The 7,181-nt window shown below is 74.3% G+C and carries 5 protein-coding genes; all 5 read left to right on the top strand.

All coding sequences use genetic code 11. The annotated features are described in order from the left end of the window. The first annotated feature begins 2 nt into the window (after positions 1–2). Entirely contained in the window at positions 3–989 is a 987-nt protein-coding gene (locus CR938_RS08490) for a glycosyltransferase family 2 protein (protein ID WP_162124599.1), read from the top strand. Continuing rightward, on the top strand, positions 979–1,911 hold the full coding sequence (locus CR938_RS08495; RefSeq protein ID WP_162124600.1) for a glycosyltransferase family 2 protein: 933 nt from the start codon (positions 979–981) through the stop codon (positions 1,909–1,911). Before CR938_RS08490 ends, CR938_RS08495 begins: the two co-directional genes overlap by 11 nt. Positions 1,912–1,998: 87 nt before the next feature. Next, a complete protein-coding gene (gene mrcB, locus CR938_RS08500; protein WP_162124601.1) occupies positions 1,999–4,437 on the top strand; it encodes a penicillin-binding protein 1B in 2,439 nt (812 codons plus the stop codon). A gap of 8 nt (positions 4,438–4,445) precedes the next feature. Continuing rightward, the gene (locus CR938_RS08505; RefSeq protein WP_425502429.1) at positions 4,446–4,967 is read left to right on the top strand and encodes a tetratricopeptide repeat protein; all 522 of its coding nucleotides are present in this window, start codon (positions 4,446–4,448) and stop codon (positions 4,965–4,967) included. Positions 4,968–5,024: 57 nt separating this feature from the next. After that, a complete protein-coding gene (gene yoaA / locus CR938_RS08510; protein ID WP_162124602.1) occupies positions 5,025–7,058 on the top strand; it encodes a DNA repair helicase YoaA in 2,034 nt (677 codons plus the stop codon). Positions 7,059–7,181 lie beyond the last annotated feature (123 nt).

Consider the following 7,181-nt stretch of genomic DNA (forward strand, 5'->3'; position numbering starts at 1 on the left):
GCGTGCGCGTATCGGTGGCGCTGTGCACGTACAACGGCGAGCGCTTCCTCGACGCGCAGCTGGACAGCCTGCTTGCCCAGTCGCGCCTGCCCGACGAGATCGTGGCCTGCGACGACGCCTCCAGCGATGGCACCTGGGAGCTCCTTCAGGCGTTCGCCGCGCGCGCCACGGAACGCGGGGTCGAGGTGCGCCTGCAGCGCAACGCCGCCAACCTCGGCTACGTGCGCAATTTCGGGCAGGCGTTGCAGGCCGCGGGCGGCGAGCTGCTGTTTCCCTGCGACCAGGACGATGCCTGGCATCCACGGCGTATCGAGCTGTGCGTGCAGGCCTTCGCACGCGATCCCGGTCTCCTGCTGCTGCATACCGACGCGCGCCTGGTCGATGCCGCGGGCGAGCCGCTCGGGCGGCGCCTGTTCGAGGTACTGGGCGTGACCGCCGGCGAGCTGGCCGCGATGCATGCCGGCCGCGCGGCCGAGGTGCTGCTCAGGCGCAACATCGTCACCGGCGCGACCATGGCCCTGCGCCGCGGCCTGCTGGCGCAGGCGTTGCCGGTCGCCGAAGGCTGGGTCCACGACGAATGGCTGGCGGTGGTCGCCGCCCTGGTCGGCCGGGTGGACACGCTGGAGGAGGCCACCATCGATTACCGGCAGCACGGTGGCAACCAGCTCGGTGCGCGGGAGCGCAGCCTGGGTGAACGCGCCGATGCTGGCGCGCGGCGGGACTACCGCGAGGCGATGGCGGCGAAGATGCGCGCGCTGGCCCGGCGGGTCGAAACCGGCGGTTTGCAGCCGCCTGCCGAAGCGCGCGCACTGTTGCGCGAGCGCCTGCGCCATGACCGCGTGCGCACCAGCCTGCCGCGGGCGCGCTGGCAGCGCATCGTGCCGGTGCTCGGCGAACTGCGCGCCGGCGGCTATGCGCGCTTCGGCACCGGCCTGCGCGGTGCGCTGCTGGACCTGGCCGGTCCGGCGGGAGGTCGCGATGACGGCTGAATCCGGCGCGCTGCGCCGCGAGGACGTGTACGCGGTGGTCGTGACCTACCGGCCGGAACTGCCGTTGCTGGAAGAGGCGATCGACGCGGTGCTGCCGCAGGTCGGCCGCCTGCTGGTATTCGACAACGCCACCGCGGATCCGCAGTACACGGCGTGGCTCGGGCAGGCCGAAGCGCACGGGCGGATCGATGTGCTGCGCTCGCCGGCCAACGTCGGCCTCGGCGCGGCGATCAACCAGGCCTGGCAGCGTGCGCGTGCCGGCGGCTTCCGCCACCTGCTGCTGCTGGACCAGGACAGCGTGGCCGACCCGGCCATGGTCGCCACCCTGCACGACGCGCTGGCGCGGCTGCGCCGCGAGCGCCCGGTCGCCGCCGTGGGGCCGGCCTTCCATGACGCGCGCGATGGCAGCGCGGCGCCGTTCGTGCGCATCGGCTTCCCGCTCAACCGCAAGCTGCACGGCGCGCCGGGGCAGTGCATCGAGTGCGACTTCCTGATCACCTCCGGCTCGCTGCTGCCACTGGACGTGCTGGAGCGGATCGGTGGCATGGACGCCGGGCTGTTCATCGACAACGTCGACCTGGAATGGTCGTTCCGCGCGCGCAGTCGCGGCCATGCGCTGTACGGCGTATGCGATGCCGGCATGCGCCATCGCATCGGCGACCGCCTGCGCCGGGTGCCGGGGCTGCGCAATCCGGTGCAGATCCATGGCCCGGTGCGGCTGTACTACATGATGCGCAACCGCGTGCTGCTGTACCGGCGTGCGCACGTGCCGCGCACCTGGGTGGCGCAGGACGTGCCGCGGCTGCTGCTGAAGCTGGCGGGCATGGGCCTGTTCGTGCGCCCGCGCCTGGCCAACCTGCGTGCCATGCTGCGCGGGATCGCCCATGGCATCGCCGGCCGCGATGGCCCGATGCCCGGTTGAACGTGGCCCAAAGGCGTGAGGGGCGCGTGCATCCCGGCCCTGGATGGGCGCTGCTAGACTCCGGCCATTCCCACGCCCGTACCCCACGTGCCACGCCGCAAACACGATGACAACGACAGCCAGGAGAAGGGCGCCAGCCCGGCCTGGCGCCGCCACCTGCTGACCGTGGTGCTCGCGGCCGCCGCCCTGGTGGCCGGGTTCCTGGTCCCGTACACGGTCCACCTCAACAACCAGGTGACCGAGCGCTTCGGCGCCCTGCAGTGGCAGATCCCCACCCGCGTGTACGCGCGCCCGCTGCAGCTGCAGCCGGGCCTGCCGATGGACGCGGCGACCCTGCGCACCGAGCTGGATGCGGCCGCCTACCAGGAGGACGAGGCCGGCGAGCGCCCGGGCAGCTACCACGCCCAGGGCAACCGCTTCGTCATCTCCAGCCGTGGCTACATCGACATCGACGGCCAGGTGCCGCCGCGCCGCATCGAGGTGGTGCTCTCCGGCGGCCGCGTGGCCGCCCTGCGCGACGCCGGCACGCGCAAGCCGGTCAAGGCCGCGCGCCTGGACCCGGCGCGCATCGCCACGCTCTACGGCCAGCGCCAGGAGGAGCGGCGGCTGGTGCGCATCGAGGAGGTGCCGGAGCTGCTGGTCACCGGCCTGCAGGCGGTGGAGGACCGCGACTTCGCCCGCCACCACGGCATCGACCTGTCCGGCATGGCGCGCGCGGCCTGGGTCAACCTGCGCTCGGGCGAGAAGCGCCAGGGTGCCTCCACCCTGACCCAGCAGCTGGCGCGCAGCGGCCTGCTGGGCATCGGCAAGGAGCAGACCTGGTCGCGCAAGTTCAACGAGATCCTGTTCGCGTTGATCCTGGAGGCGCGCTACGACAAGCGCACCATCCTGGAGACCTACCTCAACCAGGTGTACCTGGGCCAGCGCGGCAGCCAGGCCATCCACGGCGTGGCCTCGGGCGCGGAGTTCTGGTTCGGGCGTGGCCTGGACAGCCTGAGCACCGAGCAGATCGCGCTGCTGATCGGCCTGGTCAAGGGTCCGTCCTACTACGACCCGCGCCGCCACCCGCAGCGTGCGCTGGAGCGGCGCAATGTCGCCCTGGCGGTGCTGCACGAGACCGGGCTGATCGACACGGCCGAGTACGAGCGCGCGCGCAAGGCGCCGCTGGGCGTGACCAGGCAGCCGGGCGTGGCCGCGGCCAACCGCTTCCCGGCCTACATCGACCTGGTGCGCCGGCAGCTGGCCCGCGACTACCCGGAGCGGGCGCTGCAGGGCGCCGGCCTGACCGTGCTCACCGGCATGTCGCCCTCGGTGCAGGCCTATGCCGAGGGCGCGGTGGTCAAGAGCATCCAGTCCCTGCAGACCGGCAAGCGGCCGCCGCTGGAGGCCGGCGTGGTGGTCACCGACGTGCACAGCGGCGAGGTGCTGGCGGTGGTCGGCGGGCGCGACGTGGCCGCGCACGGTTTCAACCGCGCGGTCGAGGCGCGCCGCCCGGTCGGCTCGCTGCTCAAACCCTTCGTCTACCTGCTGGCCCTGGCCCAGCCGCAGCGCTACTCGCTGGCCACCTTCGTCGATGACAGCCCGGTCACGGTGCAGCTCGGCCGCGGCCGCCGCTGGTCGCCGGCCAACTCCGACAACCGCAGCCACGGCACGGTGCGGCTGGTGGACGCGCTGGCCCATTCCTACAACCAGGCCACGGTGCGGGTGGGAATGCAGGTGGGGCCGGAGCGGCTGGCGCACCTGGTCAAGGTGCTGGCCGGCATCGAGGCCGAGCCCAACCCGGCGCTGATCCTGGGCGCCACCGACCAGAGCCCGTACGCGATGGCGCAGCTGTACCAGTTCCTCGCCTCCGGTGGACAGGTCCAGCCGCTGCGCGCGGTGCGCGGCGTGCTCGGCCCGGACGGCAAGCTGCTCAAGCGCTACGACAGCAAGCCGGCGCCGGCGCAGGAGGGCGACTCCATCGCGGCCAGCCTGATCAGCGTGGCACTGCAGCACGCGGTCACCGAGGGCACCGGCCGCCAGCTGCTGCGCGACGGCCTCGGCCGGCTGGCGCCGGCGGGCAAGACCGGCCCCAGCAACGACGGCCGCGACAGCTGGTTCGCCGGTTACACCGGCGACCACCTGGCGGTGGGGTGGATGGGCAACGACCGGAACGAGCAGACCGGCCTGTACGGCGCCACGGGCGCCATGCGCGTGTGGTCGGGCCTGTTCGCGCGCCTGCCCAGCTCGCCGCTGCGGGTGTCCGAGCGCGGCCTGGAGTGGCACTGGGTCCAGGCCGACGGTTCCTATGTCACCGACGCCGACTGCCCCGGCGCGCGGCGCCTGCCGTTCGTGGCCGGCACCGCGCCGCAGTACGCGCCGTGCATGCCGGCCGAGCCGGAGCCGCTGCTGGAGGAGGAGGGCGCGGTGCCGGGCACGGTGCCGTCCGGGTCGCGGCCCGGCTTCTGGCAGCGCCTGTTCGGCCGCGACCGCCGCGCCCCGGTGCAGCCGCCCGCCGACCCGGCGCCCACGCCGCCTGCGCCATAATGGCCGGCATGGACCTGTCTCCCATCCGATATGCGGCCGTCCCGGCCCTGGGCCTGTGGCTGGCCGCCTGCAGCGCGGTGCCGCCGGCGTCGCCTGCCGCGCCACGCGTGGATCCGCAGCAGCGGCTGGCCGCCGTGCACGCCGCCGGCGGGGCGGACGACACCGAGCTGAGCGTGCAGCCGCTGCGCGACCCGCAGGTCGAGGACCTGCGCACGCTGGCGGCGCGGGCGCTGGCCGCCGGCGACACCGCCGCCGCGGCCGCGGCGCTGGACCAGGCCCTGGAGCTGGTGCCGGATGATCCGGCGCTGCTGCAGGAGCGCGCCGAGGTGGCCCTGCTGCAGGAGCGGTACGACCAGGCCGAGACCCTGGCGCGGCGCGCCTTCGACCTGGGCTCGAAGGTCGGCCCGCTGTGCCGCCGCCACTGGGCGACCATCGAGCAGGCGCGCGAGGCGCGCAACGAGCCGGAGAACGTGGCCTCGGCCCGCGCCCAGCGCGAGGCCTGCACCGTGCCGGGCGTGATCCGCTACTGACCACGGCCCGCCGTCCCGCCGCCCGCGGCCGGATGCCGCCTGCCCGCACGCGCCCGCATGTCCCTGCTTGCCAATGCCAGCCGTGAAGCCCTCAGCGAAGGCGGCGCACTCGCCGCGCGCCTGGAGGGCTTCGTCGCGCGCCCGGCGCAGCAGCGCCTGACCGCGGCGGTGGCCGAGGCCATGGAGCACCGCGAGGTGCTGCTGGCCGAGGCCGGCACCGGCACCGGCAAGACCTACGCCTACCTGGTGCCGGCGCTGCTGTCGGGGCTGAAGACCATCATCAGCACCGGCACCCGCGCACTGCAGGACCAGCTCTACCACCGCGACCTGCCGCGCGTGCGCCAGGCGCTGGGCGTGGGACTGCGCAGCGCGCTGCTGAAGGGCCGGGCCAACTACCTGTGCCGCTACCGCCTGGAGCAGGCCAGGGGCGACGCGCGCTTCTCCAGCCCGGAGCAGGCCAGCCAGTTCCAGCGCATCGTCGCCTGGGCCGGGCGCACCCGCGCCGGCGACATCGCCGAGCTGGAGTCGTTGCCGGACGATTCGCCGCTGCTGCCGCTGGTCACCTCCACGGTGGACAACTGCCTGGGCAGCGACTGCCCGTTCTGGGAGGAGTGCTTCGTGGTGCAGGCGCGCCAGCGCGCCCAGGCCGCGGACATCGTCGTGGTCAACCACCACCTGCTGCTGGCCGACCTGGCGCTCAAGCAGGAGGGCTTCGGCGAGATCCTGCCCGGGGCCCAGGCCTTCGTCATCGACGAGGCGCACCAGCTGCCGGAGCTGGCCGCCGGCTTCTTCGGCGAGGGCTTCGGCATGCGCCAGCTCCAGGAGCTCGGCCGCGACTGCCTGGCCGAGTGCAAGCAGGTCACCGGCGCCCTGGCTGTGGTGCAGGCGCCGGTGCGCGCGCTGGAGCAGGCCCTGCGCGAGCTGCGCGCGGCGATGGAGGCGCTGCCGGCGCGCGGCACCCGCGAGCGCGCCCTGGCCGAGGCCACGGTCGGCCGCGGCTTCGACGCCGTGGGCGATGCGCTGCTGGCGCTGGAGCTGGCCATGGAACCGCTGGCCGGGACTTCGCCGGGCTTCGCCGCCTGCGTGGCGCGCGCGCGCGATCTGGGCGGGCGGCTGGAACGCTGGCGCGACGGCGGCGGCCCGTCGGACGCCTTCGCCGACGCGGAGCAGGCCGAGGCCGCGCTTTCGGCCGTGGCCGGCGCGGAAGGGGAGGCGCCGCCCGATCCGGCCGCGCTGGCCGCCGCGGCCGCGCGCGGCGGCGAGGTGTACTGGTACGAGCTGAGCGCGCGCGGCTTCCGCTGCCAGCGCACACCGCTGGACGTGTCCGCACCGCTGCGCGCGCACCGTGAGCGCTCGCACGCGGCCTGGATCTTCACCTCGGCCACCCTGGCGGTGGGCGGCGGCTTCCAGCACGTGGCCCGCAAGCTGGGCCTGTTCGACCCGGAGACGCTGCTGGAGCCCAGCCCGTTCGACTGGCAGCGCCAGGCCCTGTGCTACCTGCCGCGCGGCCTGCCCGCCCCCAACCGGCCGGAGTTCGGCGCGGCGATGCTGGAGGCGGTGCGGCCGGTGCTGGAGGCCTCCGGCGGCCGCGCCTTCCTGCTGTTCTCCTCGCTGCGCGCCCTGCGCGAGGCCGCGGCCATGCTCGAGGGCGGCCCGTGGCCGCTGTTCGTGCAGGGCGCCGCGCCCAAGGCCGAGCTGCTGCGCCGCTTCCGCGAATCGGGCAACGGCGTGCTGCTGGGCTCGGCCACCTTCCGCGAGGGCGTGGACGTGGCCGGCGACGCCCTGAGCGTGGTGGTGATCGACAAGCTGCCCTTCGCCGCGCCGGACGACCCGGGGTTCGAGGCGCGCCTGGAGGCGGTGCGGCGGCGCGGGGGCAACCCGTTCCGCGACGAGCAGCTGCCGCAGGCGGTGATCGCGCTCAAGCAGGGCGTGGGCCGGCTGATCCGCAGCGAGTCCGACCGCGGTGTGCTGGTGCTGTGCGACCCGCGCATCACCGCCCGGCCCTACGGACGGGTGTTCATGCATTCGCTGCCGAGGTTCGCCGTCACCCGCCGGATCGAGGACGTGCAGGCCTTCTTCGCCAGGGCCTAGCAGCCTGTTGAAATTCGACCCGGCGAAGCCCCCGACTCGGTCGGCAGCGCGGATTTCTCGCTGCTCAGGCGCTTCGCAAGCGCGTCCCGCGCTCTGAATAAGCCCGATTTCGGGCTTCCGGGC

The organism is Pseudoxanthomonas taiwanensis, assembly GCF_010093135.1.
Taxonomy (GTDB): Bacteria; Pseudomonadota; Gammaproteobacteria; order Xanthomonadales; family Xanthomonadaceae; genus Pseudoxanthomonas; species Pseudoxanthomonas taiwanensis.

Coding starts and splice junctions, on each gene's coding strand:
- CR938_RS08495 (WP_162124600.1), top strand. CDS start 979: ATGACGGCTGAATCCGGCGCGCTGCGCCGCGAGGACGTGTACGCGGTG.
- CR938_RS08505 (WP_425502429.1), top strand. CDS start 4,446: ATGGACCTGTCTCCCATCCGATATGCGGCCGTCCCGGCCCTGGGCCTG.
- yoaA (WP_162124602.1), top strand. CDS start 5,025: ATGTCCCTGCTTGCCAATGCCAGCCGTGAAGCCCTCAGCGAAGGCGGC.